General features: G+C 42.1%; 16 protein-coding genes and 1 pseudogene. 6 read left to right on the forward strand and 11 right to left on the reverse strand.

Annotation, left to right across the window (positions count from 1 at the left end; translation table 11 throughout):
* The first annotated feature begins 217 nt into the window (after positions 1 to 217).
* The 4 genes from modA (at position 218) to V7K40_RS06560 (ending at position 6051) form a co-directional block, all read left to right on the forward strand.
* On the forward strand, positions 218 to 1150 hold the full coding sequence (modA, locus tag V7K40_RS06545) for a molybdate ABC transporter substrate-binding protein (protein ID WP_334957838.1): 933 nt from the start codon (positions 218 to 220) through the stop codon (positions 1148 to 1150).
* Positions 1151 to 1195: 45 nt separating this feature from the next.
* Positions 1196 to 1924, forward strand: a complete 729-nt coding sequence (locus V7K40_RS06550; RefSeq protein WP_334957840.1) for a 2OG-Fe(II) oxygenase family protein — start codon at positions 1196 to 1198, stop codon at positions 1922 to 1924.
* 432 nt (positions 1925 to 2356) lie between these two features.
* On the forward strand, positions 2357 to 5032 hold the full coding sequence (locus V7K40_RS06555) for a TonB-dependent siderophore receptor (protein ID WP_334957842.1): 2676 nt from the start codon (positions 2357 to 2359) through the stop codon (positions 5030 to 5032).
* On the forward strand, positions 5020 to 6051 hold the full coding sequence (locus V7K40_RS06560) for an iron-siderophore ABC transporter substrate-binding protein (protein WP_334957844.1): 1032 nt from the start codon (positions 5020 to 5022) through the stop codon (positions 6049 to 6051). The genes V7K40_RS06555 and V7K40_RS06560 overlap by 13 nt, the downstream gene beginning before the upstream one ends.
* Positions 6052 to 6113: 62 nt before the next feature.
* Here the strand turns inward: V7K40_RS06560 and V7K40_RS06565 are convergent, their stop codons facing one another.
* The 5 genes from V7K40_RS06565 to aat all read right to left on the reverse strand — a co-directional run bounded on the left by V7K40_RS06565 (position 6114) and on the right by aat (position 8566).
* Positions 6114 to 6305 (reverse strand): hypothetical protein, encoded by a 192-nt coding sequence (locus V7K40_RS06565; protein ID WP_334957846.1) that lies wholly within the window; start codon positions 6303 to 6305, stop codon positions 6114 to 6116.
* Between the two features lie 93 nt (positions 6306 to 6398).
* Entirely contained in the window at positions 6399 to 6692 is a 294-nt protein-coding gene (locus tag V7K40_RS06570; RefSeq protein ID WP_334957847.1) for a DUF3349 domain-containing protein, read from the reverse strand.
* 114 nt (positions 6693 to 6806) lie between these two features.
* A complete protein-coding gene (locus V7K40_RS06575; RefSeq protein WP_334957849.1) occupies positions 6807 to 7337 on the reverse strand; it encodes a hypothetical protein in 531 nt (176 codons plus the stop codon).
* Between the two features lie 211 nt (positions 7338 to 7548).
* Positions 7549 to 7890 carry a hypothetical protein gene (locus V7K40_RS06580; protein WP_334957851.1) on the reverse strand — a complete coding sequence of 114 codons (342 nt, stop codon included), beginning with the start codon at positions 7888 to 7890 and terminating at the stop codon, positions 7549 to 7551.
* Positions 7891 to 7990: 100 nt separating this feature from the next.
* A complete protein-coding gene (aat, locus tag V7K40_RS06585) occupies positions 7991 to 8566 on the reverse strand; it encodes a leucyl/phenylalanyl-tRNA--protein transferase (protein ID WP_334957853.1) in 576 nt (191 codons plus the stop codon).
* A gap of 107 nt (positions 8567 to 8673) precedes the next feature.
* Between aat and V7K40_RS06590 the strand changes: the two genes are divergently transcribed.
* On the forward strand, positions 8674 to 9003 hold the full coding sequence (locus tag V7K40_RS06590; protein ID WP_012410384.1) for a hypothetical protein: 330 nt from the start codon (positions 8674 to 8676) through the stop codon (positions 9001 to 9003).
* A gap of 55 nt (positions 9004 to 9058) precedes the next feature.
* Here the strand turns inward: V7K40_RS06590 and rpsN are convergent, their stop codons facing one another.
* The 6 genes and pseudogenes from rpsN to V7K40_RS06620 all read right to left on the reverse strand — a co-directional run bounded on the left by rpsN (position 9059) and on the right by V7K40_RS06620 (position 14395).
* Positions 9059 to 9361 (reverse strand): 30S ribosomal protein S14, encoded by a 303-nt coding sequence (gene rpsN, locus V7K40_RS06595; protein WP_334957856.1) that lies wholly within the window; start codon positions 9359 to 9361, stop codon positions 9059 to 9061.
* A gap of 148 nt (positions 9362 to 9509) precedes the next feature.
* Complete coding sequence (gene nth, locus V7K40_RS06600; RefSeq protein ID WP_334957858.1) at positions 9510 to 10199, reverse strand: endonuclease III; 690 nt, start codon at positions 10197 to 10199, stop codon at positions 9510 to 9512.
* Positions 10175 to 11275, reverse strand: a complete 1101-nt coding sequence (rseP, locus tag V7K40_RS06605) for an RIP metalloprotease RseP (RefSeq protein WP_334957861.1) — start codon at positions 11273 to 11275, stop codon at positions 10175 to 10177. Before rseP ends, nth begins: the two co-directional genes overlap by 25 nt.
* Positions 11276 to 11781: 506 nt before the next feature.
* Positions 11782 to 13041, reverse strand: a pseudogene (gene serS / locus V7K40_RS06610) (serine--tRNA ligase); the annotation flags it as partial.
* A 193-nt stretch (positions 13042 to 13234) separates the two neighbouring features.
* On the reverse strand, positions 13235 to 13573 hold the full coding sequence (locus V7K40_RS06615) for a hypothetical protein (RefSeq protein WP_334957863.1): 339 nt from the start codon (positions 13571 to 13573) through the stop codon (positions 13235 to 13237).
* A gap of 243 nt (positions 13574 to 13816) precedes the next feature.
* Positions 13817 to 14395: a DUF3611 family protein gene (locus V7K40_RS06620; RefSeq protein WP_334957865.1), complete on the reverse strand. Its 579-nt coding sequence runs from the start codon at positions 14393 to 14395 to the stop codon at positions 13817 to 13819.
* A 689-nt stretch (positions 14396 to 15084) separates the two neighbouring features.
* Between V7K40_RS06620 and V7K40_RS06625 the strand changes: the two genes are divergently transcribed.
* On the forward strand, positions 15085 to 15432 hold the full coding sequence (locus V7K40_RS06625; RefSeq protein ID WP_334957867.1) for a PadR family transcriptional regulator: 348 nt from the start codon (positions 15085 to 15087) through the stop codon (positions 15430 to 15432).
* Positions 15433 to 15638 lie beyond the last annotated feature (206 nt).

Genomic DNA, 15638 nt, shown 5'->3' on the forward strand with positions numbered 1-15638 from the left:
CTTTAAATCAGTAGCAATCGCAGTTTAATAGTGAAAAAATCAAACTTGAATGCCTGAAAAGTTGTATTCATATTTATTTACTTCTGTCAATACGAAAGTCTTAATTGTAATAAAGCCAACATTTGTCTATATAAAGTAATTGACATTTTACCAATTAAATTGGTAGTGTTAACCTTGAGGAAAAAATATCCAAAAATCTAAAGATTTTAGCAAACAGATGAAAAAATATTTTTTGACAGGTTCTTTGGCAGCTTGTGCCTTTAGTGTTCTAGTACAAAATCAAGCTTTTGCCGCTAATCTCAACTTATATGGAGCAGGTAGTTTAAGAAATGCACTAACGGAAGTAAGCCAAGATTTCACCCAAGAAACAGGAATAGGAACGAATACAGTATTTGGCCCATCAGGGATTAGAGAGCAAGCAATAGAAACAGAACTCCAACAAGGAGAGCCTACTGCTGATGTCTTTGCTAGTGCAGATATTGGAAATCCCCAAAAACTTTACACCAAGGGGTTGAGCAGTCAGCCAGTGGAATTTACTCAAAACCAGGTTGTAGCGGTGTTTTCCTCAAAGTATTCCCAGACAAAAATTACACCAAATCAGGTGTTAGATTACTTACTAAATCCCAACATCAAGTTGGGAACTTCAACACCTATATCAGATCCTCTTGGAGACTACACTCAACAGATATTTACTCAAGCTAATTCAAAAAACCCTGGTAGTTTTGATACCCTGAATAGTAAAGCCTTGCGATTAACAGGTGGAACAAATTCCCCAATAGTCCCATCAGGACAGGACAGCTTAGTGTATTTTCTTGACAACACTCAGCAAGCAGATGTTTTCTTAACTTACTATACTGGCGCGATCGCATCGCAAAAAATTGATCCGAGTCTGCAAGTAGTTGGGCTACCAGATTATTTGTCTGTTGCAGCACCATTTGGTTTAACAGTTATCAAAAATGCTGACCCGAATGCAGAGAAACTAGCAGATTATATTTTATCACCTAAAGGACAGGAAGTTTTGCATAAGTATGGATTTATTAGCCCAACCAAATCAGTACCCGAACCTAATTATGTTTGCGGATTATTACTAGCTGCGGCTATGGGTTTAGCACTCAATAAAAAATTGGCACAACAAAAGATAGAGATTTAAAATCTTAGATAAACTGCAATTAAAATTGCAGTGATAGGGAAATGATTGTCACTGCCAACAATCAAGATGCTAAATTTAGATGCCATACGTCATATAGGAATGCAGTCAGTTCCATATCGCTATGCTGTGATCGAGAATTTGTTGCCCAAAGAGGCTAGTTTGGAACTTGCTGTTAGCTTTCCGCAAGAAGAGTTTCGCTTATCAAACGGCGAAGGATATGGATACCTCTGGAGTGAAATGCTTGCTAGTAATGAGGATATTGCTTTAATGTCCAAGTTTTGCGATCGCGCCAGTCCTGAGTTGGCAGTTCGCTGGCGCGATCGCATTGCAGACGGAAGATTATCTTCTAATCTTGAGAATCTTAGCAGCATTTGGCGAGAACTGATCGAAGAACTGTGGACACCTAGTTACCGCCAAGCCTTAACAGAAATGTCTGGGGTGGAACTCAAAGACTGTGCAATGGTGATTGGGTTTCGTCGATATAATCCAGGGCACTGTCATCGCCCTCATACTGATGAACCATCCAAAGCTCTAACTCATTTACTATTTTTCAATGAGCAATGGCCTATGGATTGGGGTGGTTGTTTGCGAATTCTCTATGATGAACAACCAGAATCCGTCTTCCAAGATATTCCACCACTGGGCCAGCTTTCGGCTGTGATTGTGCAAGCACATAATTCGTGGCACATGGTCACGACCGTGGCATCGGCAGCATCACAGTGCCGATTAGCTCTCAGAGTAACTTTTTTTCATAAGCTCGATGCAGGTACTTAGTCTATTGCATTGACTTTGCATTATTGAAAACAATCTCTATTCTTTATTCCACTTCTTTGGGCTTGGTGCAAGATGTTAGTTTAGCCTTTCCCTAAGCCTCACCTAACAATTTGGGTTGGCAGACTACTAAATAAGCTTGTGGAATAGAGCAGCTACATCAAGTTCAATGCACAAAATTAGTCAAATATATTCAAAAAGTTTAATTCTTATAATTGGTTGATTTTTGTTACTTATTTGCTTTATTTCAACAGTAGTACTGTTTGTCAAAGTTTGGTAACCAAAAATATTGGTAACTGTTACCAACAGTTGGTATTGTTTTAGAAACATGAATGCTCAAAGACAAAGGATCATTGATTCTGCGATCGCCTATATCTTTGACATATTTTGTAGTGTGGTGATTTCAAAGTAAATAGCGAATTGTGAGGAGTCATAGTGGCTGTGGAAAAACTATTTGTCTTGTTTCGGCGATGTCTTTTATTTACTGCCTCAATGGTGGCATATACTCTTCCTGTTCTGAGTCAGGAGATACCAAAAGCTGACAGACAACCATTACCTCAGCAGACAGCAGCCAATCAAGTTAAACCAACCCAAAAGATTTATAGTTTGAGTGATATGCAGTCTGCTTTCACCAGCGCAACGTATTTACTGAGGACACTCAAGAATCAGAACTTTGTTTCTCAAATAAGTCAAGCTACAACTCCTGTCGTGTCGGTGACGGATGTGAAGGTAAACACCACTGACAAAGGAATAGAGATAATTTTAGTTACGCCCAGTTCTGATAAATTGTCAGTTTCTGGGAAAGTAGAAGGTAATTCCTACGTTGCAGATATCAAAAATGCTCACTTTCAACTGACAAGTGGTGAGAGTTTCCAACAATCAAAGCCATCTGCTGGAATAGCACTAGTTACAGTTACCAATGTGGACACTAACACGGTGCGGTTAACAGTAGTTGGGAAAACGGGTGCGCCAGTGGTGGAATTATTTGATAGTCAGACTGAAGGTTTGGTGTTTGGGGTAACTTCTACTGCAACAACACAGCAGACACCAGGGGAAAACCCGGCGATAGAACTAGAGGTAATTGCTCCCCCAGATACTGGTTATCGTGTACCGGATGCCACTACCGGGACAAGAACAAATACGCTAAACCGGGATATTCCACAAACGGTTCAAGTTGTCCCAAGGGCAGTGATTGAAGACCAAGCAGATAAGCGTGTTGGCGATGTCCTGAGAAATCTTGGTATCGGTCAGAACTCGGAACCAAGCCGCCTAGGCGAGAGTGTGATTATTCGTGGTTTCGATGTTGAGGCTTCAAATAGTCTTAGAGATGGTTTGAGAGATAATTTCACTAGTTTTATTGGTACTCCATTTCAAAATGACCTTGCCAACATAGAACGCATAGAGGTGCTACGTGGACCAGCCTCGGTGCTATACGGAAATGGCTCGCCGGGAGGAGTGTATAATTTAGTAACTAAACAGCCCTTGAGTACACCTTACTACTCAATACAGGGTAACGTCGGAAGCTATAGCTTATATAAATCTTCCCTAGACTTCACAGGTCCTCTGACGACTGATAAAAAGCTGTTGTATCGCTTCAATGCTGACTACGAAAATTCCGGCAGCTATATTAATCATGTATACGCAGAGCGGACTTTTTTTGCACCCGTGATTAGTTGGCAACCGAATCGTGACACAAAGTTGACTTTATCCGGGGAGTATCTCAGTTCACGACAAGCGGAACTCTCCCCTCTGGGTTTACCCGCGATTGGAACAATACTACCAAATCCAAATGGCAAGATTTCTCCTAACACTTATCTAGGAGATCCGACGCAAGACAGAGAGAAGGTGACACAAGGACGAGCTGGCTACAAATTTGAGCATAATTTTAGTGATAAGTGGTCTTTGTACAATAGCTTGAGCTATGCGTTTGTAGAGCGACCTTATACTACTAACGTTACACCAACGAGTTTAGAGGCAGACAACCGTACCGTTGATCGCTTTGAGCAGATTTGGGGTCCGACTAGCGTCAGCAACCTTTCTCAAGATACTCATGTGGTGGGTAAGTTCAACACTGGTTCTCTAGAACACCAATTGCTCGTTGGCGTTGATTGGTATCAACGGATAGTTTCACCCTACAGTTTTATAATCCGAACTTTTCCGTCGCTTGATATTTACAATCCAGTTTATGGAGAGACACCAGGAACTCTTTTGGGCGGTCGCAAAGATAAGGAGAGACTTGAGGACTTAGGAGTTTATTTTCAAGACCAATTAGCGATCGCACCTAATCTGAAGTTGGTCTTGGGTGGACGGGGGGACTTTGAGGATCAAAAGATCGACGCCACAACCACCCAAGACCCCACAAGCCCTATTGAGAGAAGTGTTACCTCCCAATCCAATTCAGCGTTTAGCCCACGCTTAGGCATTGTCTATCAACCGATTCCACCTGTTTCACTCTACGCTAGCTACAGTCGCTCTTTCGATCAAGTTTTGGGTACAGATGTTAATAACAATTCCTTTGAACCTACACGCGGTACTCAGTATGAAGTTGGAGTCAAAACCGACTTGCTCAATAATAAACTTTCCGCAACACTCGCTTTGTACCAACTCACCCAAAGCAACATTGTAACGACAGATATAAACGATCCCACCTATGCTATCCAAGTTGGTGAGCAGAGAAGTAGAGGTGTTGAGCTATTTTTCAGCGGGGAACTTGCCCCAGGATGGAACATCATTGCCGCTTACAACTATATTGATGGCCGTGTGACTCGTGACAACACTTTTAAAGTCGGAAGTTTACTTACTAATACTCCAAAAAATAGCGCTTCTTTATGGACAACTTATATTATCCCCAAAGGCAAATTACAAGGGTTGGGAGGCGGCTTGGGTGTGTTCTATTTTGGTGACAGAGAAGGTGATTTAACTAACACATACACTTTACCGAGTTATGTTCGCACCGATGCTGCTCTATACTACCGCCACAACCACTTCCAGGCAGCACTAAATTTCCAAAATTTGTTTGATGTTCTTTATTATGGAGGCGCTTACAATATTAATCGCGTTTTTCGAGGTGAACCTTTCGGGGTAGAGGGAACTTTAAAGTGGCAGTTATAAAAGTAAATATCATGCTGAGGTGGCTATCCCTAATTGCAATGTTGCTGCTATTTTTGTATGGTTGCAGCTTGTGGAAACCTTCACACAACAATAGTCAAACATTAAGTTTTTCACCATCCCAAGTCGATATCCGCGTAGTCAAACACGTTATGGGTGAAACGATAGTTCCTGCCCATCCTCAACGGGTAGTAGTTTTGGTTTACGCTTTATTAGAACCTACTTTTGCTTTGGGAGTCACGCCCATCGCTGCCCCAAAGGATGCTGTCTCTGACTTGCAGCGATTGGTGGGCAAACTTAAAGGCATTGAGGATGTGGGTTTGGAGTCTCCCAATCTAGAGAAACTTTTGCGACTCAAGCCAGACTTAATTCTGGGCTTGAGTTCCCATCAAGATATCTACAGCCTGTTATCCCACATTGCACCTACAGTTTTGGCTACTTTTGATCCAGCTGCACCGTGGAAGGGGTTCTTAGCTTTTACTGCTGATGCCTTGGGGAAAACTCAGTTAGCGCAGCAGTTAATGACTAATTATTATGCACGTTTAGCACAGTTGAAAGCTTCTATAAATCAGCGTCTGTTACCTACAGTTATATCGGTGGCTGAATTGCGTACTGATGGAGTTTTCCTGCCTGAAGCGGCTTCTTTTGAGGGAGAGATATTTAAAGATGCTGGTATTCAACGTCCGCCAAATCAGTTACTCCATTTTGAGACGAGCAACAAAATGCGCTTGGGAGGACGCTATGCTTTTCTTCCCATATCTGAGGAACTCTTGAGTGAAATTGATGGAGATATCCTATTTTTAGTCACCGAAGATATAAGGAGTCATCAAAATCCCAATTCAGAACTTCAAAAGTTGAAGGCATCTCCACTATGGTCTAAGTTGAAAGTCGTGCAGCATTCCTCAGTGCATGAAGTTGGTTTTTACTGGCGTGGTATGGGCCCGATCTCGGCAAACCTGTTAATAGACGATTTATTCCGGTATTTGATTAAATCTATTAAACCAACAACTACTATGCCATAAGTGTCCCACACTCAATATATGATATTGGCGTTCTCACGCATGACTCAGGACAAGCTTTTTAATTACAGATGATCGGGCATAAATCCCGATGATTGCCCGAATTCAATTAACGACTGCCCGAATTCAATTAACGACTGCCCGAATTCAATTAACGACTGCCCGAATTCAATTAACGACTGCCCGAATTTAATATAGGAACTTAGTAAACTTGCTTTTATTAAACACGAAAGCGATCGCCTATTGAACCGATACAAAGCGTAGACGCTTCTTCGGCTTGTCGTCAGACATCGCACAAAAATTTATACCAATTGCTCATAACTGTTCAACTGTTAAGTATGATCGCTTCATTACTCATCTGCCAACCACTTTTCGTAGTCGCAGCTCATCAGTTTTTGTTTAACCAAATCAATGACCTCAAATGAAAAATTTGTCATTGAACCAACTCGGTAAACGTCATTTAATACAAAGTAGTAATTTTTTCCTGTATACTCAGCAACAACTTGAGCTAGACTGCGATCGGACATATTTTTGTAGAGTATTGATAGCAAAGGCAGATATTTCTGATCATCAATGCCTTGAGGAAAAGCACACTGGATCAACTTATAAGTACTTGTTAAGTGGGCTGGGATTGTCTTCTGCATAATTCAGCTACCTGTCAATGAATAGGAGATATGAAGATAGACATTAAAATCAACCCCTTGGGCACTGGCTGCGTGAACAGCTTTCGCATCCGCTGTCAATGAAATATATTCCAATCATTTGAAAACTGCTATATACCCCTCTTGATAAGGACTTTTTGTACTCTTAGTGTACTTGGCTAGATAGTTACGTATCTCAAAAACTTCTCTCAGTCCTGAAAAAGATAAACTACTTTCCTCGGAAAGGAAATTTTCTGGGGCAAGCTTTGAACAAAATACTTGAAGATACTCTGTAAGTTCAGTGCAAAATTGATTAAGGACAGCTTCATCTAGCTCTTTTGATTTACAAATATATACTGTACCAGACAAACCTTTTAGAGAAGCAGATGTGGTAGCTGATTTTTGTTCAAATGGCTGCTCTTTACTACTGACATTATCAGCTTCTTTTTTTTTATCACTCTGAATACTTCTAGTTGAAGCTTGCTCAACAATACCAACTTCTTCAAACGTTTCGATGAAATGCTCAAAAAGCTTAACAACATCAGGAACTGATATTGAAATTGGCTTTTCAACAAAATCCTCTGGATTGTAGATGATGTATGAACCGTCTTTTTTTAATTTTAGTGAGAAGTTTAGATTATACTTCATGAGTCTTGAGGGGTCGCTTCCCTGGCCACTATCGTAATTCTGATACCGTATGAATCAATTGACTCATATGCTGTTTTCGCAGCAGAACGACACCGAACGATGATTTCAGTTGCATCCGGGACAGCGCGGAGTTGAGCGCCAACGATCTGATCTAGCATTGGCCGGGTAAGGTGTCGATCCTTAAACTCTACAGCAATTTTGTGTTGAGCCATCAATAGTCACCTTTGACAAAGATTTTTCTAATCCTTGTTGCTACGTTCTTTGCACCTTTTTCACTGGGGGCAATAATATGGATGATGCAGTCAATTCCGCCATCTTTGCCAAAACGCTTATCAATACCCTCTGGAGTGAGTGGTGTACCATATGCATCAGTGAATTCAACTGTCTCAAAACCTTTTAGCCTTACCATTAAACGTTTGAGTTCATCATGCTCGAAATGAAACCCCATCCGACTGGGCGTTACCTCCTCTACTAGGGTGAACTCCTCTACCTTGGAATAGTTGAATAAATTTTTGACCCACCCTACCATGATTTGAATCATAACAGTTGACACTCAAGCACTTTAGCTACAGCTTATTGTTCCCAACTTCGTACTTTTGCTACCACACCGCTAAACTTATTTGGGTATAAATTATTTATAATCTTTTCAAGCTTTATATTAAGTTTGAGCGACATTGCAACGCTTGTTTAAGTAAAGTTTGATATTCTTCATCCTCAACCCGATAAGCACCAAACCTCTCCAAGTGAGGATTCATCATTTGGGCATCAAAAAACACAAATTTCCTCTGACGCAATCTTTCCACCAACTTCACCATCGCTACCTTCGAACCTTCAGTAATGCGGTAAAACATCGACTCTCCAATGAAAGCACCGCCAATAACAATCCCTAAAATTCCCCCAGCTAATTCGTCACCTTGCCAAGTTTCAAAACTATAAGCATAACCATTTTGGTAAAGTAGCCAGTAAATCTTTTGTAATTCTGGTGAAATCCAAGTTGTTTCGCGGTTAGCACATCCAGCCACCACAGCTTGGAAGTCCCGATTAATCGCCACACTAAAACGCTCCTGATTGATGACACGCTGCAAAGACTTGGGGTAGCGAAACCGCTCATCCAAAGGAATAAAAGTCCGATCGCGACTTCCGTACCAATTCAGGCGATCGCGCTCATCAGCCATGAGAAAATAGCCTTGTGCATAGCCCTCAACAATAGCGGCGATATCATATTGCATAAATAAATATAAAAAAATACTCTTAGAAACGCAATTTGATGCTAACAGTCAACCTCAGCGTTCCTCTAGGTTTCCCTCCGCTTCCCTTTACGTTTAAGATAAAAAAAATGACTCAACCAATTCCACCCATCACCCTACCACCGCCTGAAAATCCGCTGCTTGAAGGTGAATGGTTACGAGAGCGTTTACAGCGGTGGCTAGATACAGAATTTATTCCCGAAGCAGTCAACCAAAATATTGCCCAACGAGCCGCACAGATTTTTGTGCGTCAACGGATGGAAGGAGAAAACGACCTTGGTTCTCTGGTAATTGCCATTGTCACAGAGATGCAGTCGTATGATTTTTCCAATAGCTTCTATGGAGAGTTTGCGATCGCCAACGCCGTCAGCGATCTACTCTTAGAAAGTCTGGGAATTGATAAATGTTGTGGTCAATAATTTTTGTCATTTGTCATTAGTCCTTTGTTATTTACCAATGACTAATGACTGTTGACTACCAACTAGACTTAACAACTCCAGGCAAAAGACCTTCATGCGCCCATTCCCGCAGCACATTCCGAGACAGTCCGAAATCGCGGTAAACACCTCTAGAACGACCAGTCAACCAGCAACGGTTGCGGTGGCGGCTGGGCGCACTATTCCGGGGTAGCTGTTGAATCCTCCGGTGGATTTCCAGCTTATCCAAGGGAGATTCTGCACTTCTGAACTCTTCCAGAAGAGCTTCCCGCTTGTCAGCATACTTTTCTATCAACTTGGTACGCTTTTTCTCGCGCTCAATCAAGCTCTTTTTTGCCATACAATTTTTAATTGATTAAAAGACAGCATTTTCCATTTTACAGTCTCTCTATCAATTCTAGGGTTTTTGTGTTGCCTACTGGTCTGTCAAGCTGAAATTGACGGACATGGGGACACGGGACGAAGAGACAGAAATTACGCACTGAAAACTACCCTACAACCACTGGTTTATTCGCAGCAGGGCATAAATCAGCAAGCTCACAAGCCATGCAGGCAGGAGAGCGGGCTTTGCAAATCGCACGACCGTGATAAACCAGCCCAATTGACCAATTTTCCCAATCTGATTGCGGTAATAACCCGATTAAGTCTTGCTCAATCCGAACTGGGTCTTTTGCTTCAGTTAAACCCAAACGCTCACACAGCCGCTTGACGTGAGTATCTACCGTCACCCCAGCATTAATGCCATAAGCATGAGCCAGAACTACATTTGCTGTCTTCCGCGCCACACCTGGAAGCTTTAACAACTGTTCCATTTGGTTGGGGACAACAGAGTTAAACTCAGTGACAATCATCCGACAGGCGGCTTGAATGTTCTTGGCTTTATTGCGATAAAACCCAGTTGAACGCACCAAGCTTTCTAATTCTACCAAGTCAGCGATCGCTAAACTAGCAGCATCAGGAAACTTACTAAATAAAGCTGGTGTCACTTTATTCACCCGCTCATCAGTACACTGAGCAGAGAGAATCGTTGCCACTAACAATTGTACTGGTGTTGAGTAATTCAAAGAGCAAGTAGCATCTGGATAAAGACGCTTCAGGCGAGCTAAAATTTCTAGCGATCGTTGCTTTTTAGATAACGATTTGCGGGTGATACTCACTGGAACAATTTTTGTACCCACTCCAATTGGCTAGTTAATTGAGTAGTTTCTTTGACTATCAGAAAAATTCCTAATCCTAAGAGTAGCACGAGACCAGTTTGCATTACACCTTCTTGAATACGGGACGGTACAGGCTTACCGCGCAAACCTTCAATCAGCAGAAAAGCGAGTTGTCCACCATCTAAGGCTGGTAAAGGCAAAATGTTGATAATAGCCAAGTTAATGCTGATAATTGCGGCAAAAGATAACAAGTTTACGCTATTGTCTTCAGCTAATTTTGCACCTATTTTGACAATATTAACTGGGCCAGAAACTTGTCCAGCAGTTTGTTGAAAGTTGGTAATTAACTGTCCAAAACCACTAAGTGTCCCAACAAATAATTGTTGAAACCTGTTAGCAGCAATGCCGAAAATTTCAAAAGGACTATTAGGACGGCGATAAACTGCTGTAGCATTTGGGCTAAGTGCCACACCAACTACACCTTTGCCATCAGTTCCCAGTTTTGGTGTTAATTTCAGGGATTGTTGTTGGTTTTCACGTTGAATTTTCAGTTCGATTTGCTGATTAGGATGAGTTTGAATTTCTTTCGTCAGCAAAGCCGTTGACTTATCAGAAGCCGGGAGTTCCTGACCATTAACAGCCAGAATAATATCTCCTTCCCGAATTCCTGCTTGATAGGCAACAGATTCTTGATTAACAGGTTGTACAAGGACACCAGCTTGATAGTTTAATTCCTTGGGAATACCGACAATACCCAATTGCAGAACCAGCACCAAATAGGCAAATATTAAATTTGCGATCACTCCGGCACTGATGACGATCGCCCGGTCTAATACTGGACGGTTACGCAGCAGATTCGGGTCATTGGGTGGAACATCGCTATCGGGGTCATCATCGGGAAAGCCCACAAAGCCGCCCAAGGGAAAGGCGCGAACAGCATATTCGGTTTGTGAACCTTGGTACTTTAAAAGAACTGGGCCAAAACCCAAAGAAAAACGGTTAACCAGAATGCCTTGAGAACGGGCTGCAACAAAATGTCCCAACTCGTGTACCAAGATCAGAACAGCCAAGACTGCGATCGCTGCTAAAACTGACATAGAGTAAATTAGTGAAGATATTAAGCTATAGTTATATCCATTCTAATTGGGCATTTGGCATTGGGCATTGGGGAGCCACTGCGTTGTCCGGGTTCTCCGGCTTGTACCCCGTAGGGGATCTTGCTAGCAAGAGCGTCTCCTGTCTTGAGAAGCAAGTGGCGTCATTGGGTATAGGGCATATTTCATCCCTGGTTCTAACATCTAAAGCTAATAGGGTGCATTAGCGACAGCGTAACGCACCCTAACTGTCTATGTACTCCAAATCGTAAGTTTTGGTCAGATTGGTTTTTCTGTTAAAACAACAACGATAGTATTACCCATACAACATAAGAGGCGATTGGAAGCCAAAACAGCAAATCAACAATATAACGGTACTGGAATTGTATTGTTGGCTTTGAAATACGTTCTGGTAAGACTGGTTGCGAAATTTGCCGTACAACTGTTGACTTTTGAACTCTTTGTAAACTTGACAGCGATGGAAAACCCAACTTTTCACCCTGCTGAAAGTAAGGTTGCAGCGCTTCTGGTATCCTCACCGTCCCATCAGGTTGTTGATAATTCTCCAAAATTGCTGCCATCGTCCTTCCCACAGCCAAACCCGAACCATTGAGGGTATGTACGAACTGAGTACCTTTCTTCCCCGCCTCCTTGAAGCGAATATCAGCCCGTCGCGCCTGGAAATCTATAGTATTGGAACAGCTAGAAATTTCGCGGTATTTGCCAGAAGAGGGCAGCCAAACCTCTAAATCATAAGTTTTGGTCGAGGCAAATCCCAAATCCCCAGTACTTAAATTTACGACTCGGTAAGGCAACTGCAACGCCTGTAAAATTGCTTCTGCATTCCCCACCAATTTCTCCAGTTCATCAAAAGACGTACTGGGTTCGACAAATTTCACCATTTCCACCTTGTTAAATTGATGCAGGCGAATTAATCCCCGCATATCGCGCCCATAACTACCAGCTTCGCGGCGAAAACAGGGAGTAAAAGCACAGTGGTAAATAGGTAAGTCTTCCGCAGCGAGAATTTCACCCCGGTAGAGATTTGTAACTGGAACCTCTGCCGTGGGAATCAGCCACAAGTCGTCATCAGCACATTTAAAGCTTTCTTCAGCAAACTTGGGTAACTGACCAGTCGCCGTTAAAGACTCGGTATTCACTAACAGCGGCGGACTGACTTCCACATACCCTGCTTGAGTATGCAGAGTAAGCATAAATTGAATTAATGCCCTCTCCAATGCCGCACCAGCGCCTATCAATGTCACAAAGCGACTTTGGGCAACTTTTACAGCCCGTTCAACATTGAGAATACCTAGCTTTTCGCCTATTTCCCAGTGAGGGAGAATATTCAGATTTTGGGGAATGTACTCATCACCCCAACGGCGCACTTCTATGTTATCTTCTTCATTCTTTCCAAGGGGTGTAGAGTCGCTTGGTAAGTTGGGAAGTGCCAATACAAGTTGGGCAATTTCAGCTTTGAGGTTTTTTTCCTGGGGTTCCAGTTCGCTCAATGTAGTTTTGACAGAGTTACCTTCATCCCGCAAAACTTGAATTTCTGGGTCTTGAGGATTGATCCCAGATTTAATCTTCTGCCCGACAATTTTACCGATTTCGTTGCTACGGGCTTGGAGTTGACTGCGCCTCCCCTCTAGTTGCCGTTGTTGCCGATCTAATTGTAAAATCGGTTCAATGTCGTATTTACCATTACGACTGTTCAATCGTTCTTGAACTAATTGTGGATTTTCCCGTATTTGCTTAATATCCAGCACAGATTTTTCTCAGTTTTTAGCCTAAATTCTTCCTGTCGATACAGTTAACATATAAGCATTTAGCATATAGTAAATTTGCTTTGCTGTAACTGGAAAAACAAAGTTTATTGGAAAAATTAGTCTCAATCTCTAATCAAGATTTTACCCTAGCATCACTGCTAGGGCTAAGAAACCATATAATGCATTTGACTAATCATGAATTCTGATCTTGAGTTACTGTCGTTTCAGTAACCTGAGCAAGACTCTGACCATTACCATTATTGTTATCAGCGGCTGCAAACGTCCTTTGAGTGATATTCGCTGGTTCTTTATCGTCTCTATTTTGTCCAGGTGAAGGTAACCAGTATGCAAGCACACCTGATAAACCACCCCAGTAAAGCGCAATATTCTTTTCGTCCCCTGGTGAGCCTAGCTTGAAAATGCACAGCCCCAACACGATGCTACTAAAGAAAACCTGTACGCCAAATCTCCATACGTCTTGATTAAATTTCTGTGCTGGTTGATTTCTCATAGTGTCAAATTGATTTTTCATGGTATCAGACTTCCAAAAAAGGTACTTATCATCCCTGTGCTAGTTTTGGCATCACCTACTAGAGGCTTGTAGAGACGTGAAATTTCGCGTCTCTACAACAGCATTTTGATGACAAACCAACTAATCAAATTTAATGAAGGATTATAAGGATTATGTAGTTGTCTTCACACCCAGTTTTGTCCGTTTCGGAAAAGTATGATTAATTTCTTTTGACTCCTGAAAACTCAGCACTTAGGACTCATATTAGGGTCGGTTAATCCGATTGAGTAGCCAAAGTGACGCAATAAGCCCTGCAAAATGTGCTGAGACAGTGTTGGTGTTTGCCTGCACCACAAGCATATCTAGACCGCTAATAATCCGGGTGGGGTCAAAAAATTGCGTAGTTATAGCTTGGGGAGATATGGATCTTGCTACCAGTGTCCCAACGATTGCTTGCGCCCCTAAAAGAGTTACCAGGGTTCCCCCTAAATTCACCCACAGCCCTAAGCGTAATACTTGCACAGTCTCGCTTTTGCGAGGGCGGTTGCTGGGATTAGAGGATTCCAATTGCTTGCCAATTCTAGTGTAACGGTAAGCTAAATAAATGCCCCCAGCCAAAATAACCAGTCCACAAATTGCTAAAAATACGCCAAAGCCAGTCCCAGGATTATTAGTAGGACTGCCAGTTCTTTGATTAAAGATGGCGAACAACAGCACAATTATGCTAGAAACAACGCCTAGTACTAGCTGAATCCAGAAGCTAATCCAACCTGTAAAACGAAAGGTTTGGGCAATCGCCCGGAGAGTTGAGGAAGATGATGGAGCATCGGGAGTCTGTGACATACTGTTCACCAATGTGCTGGGCGCTTTCAAAGGACACAAAAACACGGAGAGAAGTCTGATTTAAAAGCCTTAGCTCAGAACTCCCCGGGAACACGCAAAGCCTTGTTGAGAGGTATCGCACTTTGCGTCTCTCCCTTTGCTAATCTTTGCGTCTTCTTTGATAAATTTACTATCACACTTGCCAAATAAGACAAGAGATTCTCTTGTTGAGAAAATCAGAAATAGTTAATGCTTAGGTGTGTCCACAGGCGTAGCAGCTTTAACCCAGACATATGACTTAGCTTAAGCTTTTAGAATCTGCATTGGGAAAATCACTGTAAAACAAAGTGTTTATTAAGTTTTACAGACAAAATAGCATTTTACCTGTAAAATTTCTTCGATGGCATTTTATTGCTTAAGCAGTTCTAACCAGCCTGGCATCACTTAACACCAAGGTAGTGACTTCGCCACTGTCTATTTGCTCCTCACCACACCGGATCGAGCTTGGGTAGGGGTACAGTATTTTGTGCCCCTAAAACTCGCAAACTCGTCCCACAACTTCACAGGCGTGGGTAATCATTTGGTGTTTACGCAATGGATATCTAGTCTAAGTAGCTTTATATATATTACTCACTTAGCAGTAGCACTGTATACTGACTACAAGGATTGTAGACCTTACCCTAAGGCATTTTTTTAGCCATTCACTAACCATGAAACTTGAGGATATATATCAATTCTTTGAGAATCCTCCGCCAACTTACCTTTGTCAGGAAGTAGCAGTTTGTTACATACTGTCTGTTTTGTTACAAGGTGAATCCTACGGAACTGAGTTGATTGAGCGATTAGAAACTGAATATCCCACCTATAGGCTTTCGGATACCGTACTTTATAGTGCAATCAAATTTCTGGAAGACCAAAAGGCAATCACTGGATATTGGAAAAAACTCGAAGGACGAGGACGCCCCAGGCGGATGTACCAAGTTTTTCCAGGATGGCAAGTTCAAGCACAAGATTTAGCAATTCTTTGGCAAGACTACATCAACAAAAGGACAAAGTAACGAATAATTGATAATGAATAAGTCTCCTCCAGTCAATCAATTTTGGATTTTGGATTTCCGATTTTGGATTGACACTTCGGCTTTGCTCAGTGCTGACCCCGACCACAAGGGTATGGGGCTTGAGGATTTTAAATTGATAATTTTGGATTTGTTCCGCCTACGTACTCCTAGGGAGAAGCAAGCTACGCGCAGCGGCACGAAGTGCA

Source organism: Nostoc sp. (assembly GCF_036917195.1).
Classification (GTDB): Bacteria; Cyanobacteriota; Cyanobacteriia; order Cyanobacteriales; family Nostocaceae; genus Nostoc.